The sequence below is a fragment of the Ruegeria sp. BG3 genome (assembly GCF_056538485.1).
On the sequence record NZ_JBQFTE010000022.1, the window covers coordinates 1 to 4,408 of the forward strand.

At 62.6% G+C, this 4,408-nt stretch carries 3 protein-coding genes; all 3 read left to right on the forward strand.

The window, feature by feature from the left end:
* The coding region (gcvT, locus tag ACR0AI_RS21860; RefSeq protein ID WP_480677196.1) for a glycine cleavage system aminomethyltransferase GcvT at window positions 1-1,063 on the forward strand (1,063 nt) is incomplete at its 5' end.
* A gap of 18 nt (window positions 1,064-1,081) precedes the next feature.
* On the forward strand, window positions 1,082-1,447 hold the full coding sequence (gene gcvH / locus ACR0AI_RS21865) for a glycine cleavage system protein GcvH (RefSeq protein WP_170381008.1): 366 nt from the start codon (window positions 1,082-1,084) through the stop codon (window positions 1,445-1,447).
* Between the two features lie 115 nt (window positions 1,448-1,562).
* Window positions 1,563-4,408, forward strand: a 2,846-nt coding sequence (gene gcvP / locus ACR0AI_RS21870) for an aminomethyl-transferring glycine dehydrogenase (protein ID WP_480677197.1), incomplete at its 3' end; no start/stop codon positions are given.

Genomic DNA, 4,408 nt, shown 5'->3' on the forward strand with positions numbered 1-4,408 from the left:
TCTTCATGTTGAGTTGGGTGGAAAGATGGTTGATTTTGCGGGCTGGGAGATGCCTGTTCAGTATCCGTTGGGGATCATGGGGGAGCACAAGCAGTGTCGTGAGAAGGCAGCGGTGTTTGATGTGAGCCATATGGGGCAGGTGATCCTGCGCGGTGAGAATGTGGGCGAGAAGCTTGAGGCGCTTTGCCCGCAGGCCTATGCGACGCTGAAGGAAGGCAAGGCGCGGTACGGGTTCTTTACGAATGAAGACGGCGGGATCATGGATGACCTGATCGTGTCGAACGCGGGGGATCACTACTTTGTGGTGGTGAACGCGGCGCTGCGCCATCAGGACATTCCGCATATGCGCGAGCACCTCGAAGGCGTCGAAGTGACCGAGATCTTCGACCGCGCGCTGGTCGCCGTGCAAGGCCCCGCAGCGGAGAACGTTGTGGGTGAGCTTTGCCCTGTCGCCCGCGATCTGAAGTTCATGGAAACCACCGTGGCCGATATCAACGGGGTCGAATGCCGTATCTCACGCCTGGGCTATACCGGTGAGGACGGCTACGAGATCTCGATCCCCGAGGACAAGGCCATCGAGATCACCCGCGCCTTCCTGGCACATGACGATTGCGAAGCGGCCGGTCTGGGCGCGCGCGACAGCCTGCGGCTTGAAGCGGGACTGTGCCTTTATGGCAATGACATCGACCAGAGCACCTCGCCGATCGAAGCCTCTCTGGGCTGGGCGATCCAGAAGCGCCGCAAGGAAGAGGGCGGGTTCCCGGGGGCCGAGCGCATCCAGAGAGAACTGGCCGAGGGCGCATCCCGCAAGCTGGTGGGCATCAAGCCCGAGGGCCGCGCGCCTGCGCGTCAGGGCGTTGAGATCCAGTGCACTGAAGGCAACACCATTGGCCAGATCACCTCGGGCGGGTTTGGCCCGACGGTCGGTGGCCCCGTTGCGATGGGCTATGTGTCCGCAGGCCATGGTGAGCCGGGCGAGACCGTCAATCTGATCATTCGGGGCAAGCCACAACCGGCCGAGATCGTGGCGCTGCCCTTCGTCACCCAGAATTACAAGCGTTGAAGTCAGGAGAGAGACAAGATGGCAACCTATTATTCCGAAGAGCACGAGTGGATCGACGTGAACGGCGATACAGCCACTCTGGGCATCACCAAACATGCCGCCGAGCAGCTGGGCGATGTGGTCTTCGTGGAGCAGCAGGAAGTGGGTGACGAGTTCGAGAAAGACGGCGAGATCGGCGTGATCGAATCCGTCAAGGCGGCGTCCGAGCTCTATGCCCCGGTTGATGGTGAGATCGTCGAGGTCAACGAGGCGCTGGCCGACAATCCTGGCGCGCTGAACGAAGACCCCGAAGGTGAGGCATGGATCTACAAGATCAAGATCACTGACGCGTCGCAGCTGGAAGATCTGATGGATGAGGCCGGCTACAAGGACTTCATCGGCTGATCCAGACCGGAGCCCTGAATGGGGCTCCGCCCGTTCGGGCCGGACCGGCTCGTGATGATGTATCGGGGGCCTGCGCGGTCTCCGCCCGACCTGACTTATTCATAGGAGCGCTGCAATGGCTTTCAAACTGACTGACTACGAAGCCTATGACTTTGCCAATCGCCGCCATATCGGTCCCAGCCCGACCGAGATGCGCGACATGCTCAAGGTGATCGGCTTCAAGACGCTGGACCAACTGATCGACGCCACCGTCCCGCCGGCGATCCGCCAGAAAGAGCCGCTGGACTGGGGTCCGGCGATGACCGAGCGCGATGCGCTGTTCTACATGAAAGAGGTGGCGAGCAAGAACAAGGTTCTGACCTCGCTGATCGGTCAGGGCTATTACGGCACCACCACGCCTGCGCCGATCCTGCGCAACATCCTGGAAAACCCGGCCTGGTACACCGCCTATACGCCTTATCAGCCCGAGATCAGCCAGGGCCGTCTTGAGGCGCTTCTGAACTTCCAGACCATGGTCAGTGATCTGACCGGGCTGGACGTGGCCAATGCCTCTTTGCTGGACGAAGCCACAGCGGCGGCCGAAGCCATGGCGATGGCCAAGCGCGGCGGGCGTTCGAAAGCCAACAACGCGGCCTTCTTTGTTGACAAGAACTGCCACCCGCAGACCATCGCAGTCATCAAAACCCGCGCTGAGCCTCTGGGCATCGACGTGCAAGTCGCCGATCCGGACACGCTGGATGCAGGTGCCGTCTTTGGCGCGATCTTCCAATACCCCGGCACCCATGGTCACGTGCGCGACTTCACCAACGAGATTGCCGCGCTGCACGAACATAAAGCCATCGCCATCGTCGCCGCCGACATCCTGTCGCTGGCGCTGCTGAAGTCACCGGGTGAGATGGGCGCAGATATCGCCATCGGCTCGACCCAGCGCTTTGGCGTGCCGATGGGCTATGGTGGCCCGCACGCCGCTTATATGGCGACCACCGACAAGCTGAAGCGGTCCATGCCGGGCCGGATCATCGGGGTGTCGATCGACAGCCGCGGCAACAAAGCGTATCGCCTCGCGCTGCAAACCCGCGAGCAACATATCCGCCGCGAGAAAGCGAACTCGAACGTCTGTACTGCGCAGGCGCTGCTGGCCGTCATTGCCTCGATGTATGCCGTGTATCACGGCCCCGACGGCATCAAGGCCATCGCGCAATCGGTGCACCGCAAGACCTCGCGCCTGGCCGCCGGTCTGGAAGAGGCGGGCTTTGCCGTTGAGCCGGAGGTGTTCTTCGACACCATCACCGTTGAGGTCGGCCACCTGCAAAAGACAGTCATGGAGGCCGCTGTGGCCCGGGGCGTCAACCTGCGCAAGGTCGGCGACACACGTGTGGGCATCAGCCTGGACGAACAGACCCGCCCCGAGACCATCGAAGCTGTCTGGGGGGCCTTTGGCATCGACAAGACAGATGACAGCTCGAACAAGCAGTACCGCCTGCCGGATTACGCGCTGCGCGAGACGCCCTATCTGACCCACGAGATCTTCCACAAGAACCGAGCCGAGGCCGAGATGACCCGCTATATGCGGCGTCTGGCCGATCGCGACCTGGCGCTGGACCGGGCGATGATCCCGCTGGGGTCCTGCACCATGAAGCTGAACGCCACGATCGAGATGATCCCGGTCACCTGGCCCGAGTTCGGCAATCTGCACCCGTTCTGCCCCGAAGATCAGGCGCAGGGCTATCATGAGATGATTGCTGATCTGAACGACAAGCTCTGCCAGATCACCGGCTATGACGCGATCTCGCAGCAGCCCAACTCGGGCGCGCAGGGCGAGTACGCAGGCCTGCTGACCATCCGCAACTATCACTTTGCCCGCGGCGAAGGGCACCGCAATGTCTGCCTGATCCCAACCTCGGCGCACGGCACCAACCCGGCCTCGGCGCAGATGGTGGGCTGGCAGGTGGTTCCGGTGCAGGCGGATGAGAATGGCAACATTGATCTGAACGATTTCCGCGCCAAGGCCGAGAAGCATTCCGATCATCTGGCCGGCTGCATGATCACCTACCCCTCGACCCATGGCGTGTTCGAGACCACCGTGCAGGAGGTCTGCCAGATCACCCATGATCACGGCGGTCAGGTCTATATCGACGGCGCCAACATGAACGCCATGGTGGGTCTGTCGCGTCCCGGTGATATTGGCGGCGACGTCAGCCACCTGAACCTGCACAAGACCTTCTGCATCCCCCATGGCGGTGGCGGCCCCGGCATGGGTCCGATCGGCGTCAAGGCGCATCTGGAAGAGCATCTGCCCGGCCACCCGGAATACGGCACCGCTGTGGGTCCGGTCTCGGCGGCGCCCTTCGGCTCGCCCTCGATCCTGCCGGTCAGCTGGGCCTATGTGCTGCTGATGGGCGGCGCGGGCCTGACCCAGGCGACCAAAGTGGCGATCCTGAACGCCAACTACATCGCCGCGCGTCTGCAGGATGCCTATCCGATCCTCTACACCTCCGAGACCGGTCGTGTGGCGCATGAATGCATCCTCGACACTCGTCCGCTGGACGAGGCGGCGCATGTGACCGTGGATGACGTCGCCAAGCGCCTGATCGACAGCGGCTTCCACGCGCCGACCATGTCTTGGCCGGTGGCGGGCACCCTGATGGTGGAACCCACCGAGTCCGAGCCCAAGGACGAGCTGGACCGCTTCTGCGACGCCATGCTGTCCATCCGTTCGGAAGCGCAGGACATCATCGACGGCAAGATCGACGCGGAAAACAACCCGCTGAAAAACGCCCCCCACACGGTGCGCGATCTGGTCGGCGACTGGGACCGCCCCTACACCCGCGAACAGGCCTGCTTCCCGCCGGGCTCCATGGGCGTCGACAAATACTGGTCCCCCGTCAACCGCGTCGACAACGCATACGGAGACCGAAACCTCGTCTGCACATGCCCTCCAATGGAAGCATACGAAGAAGC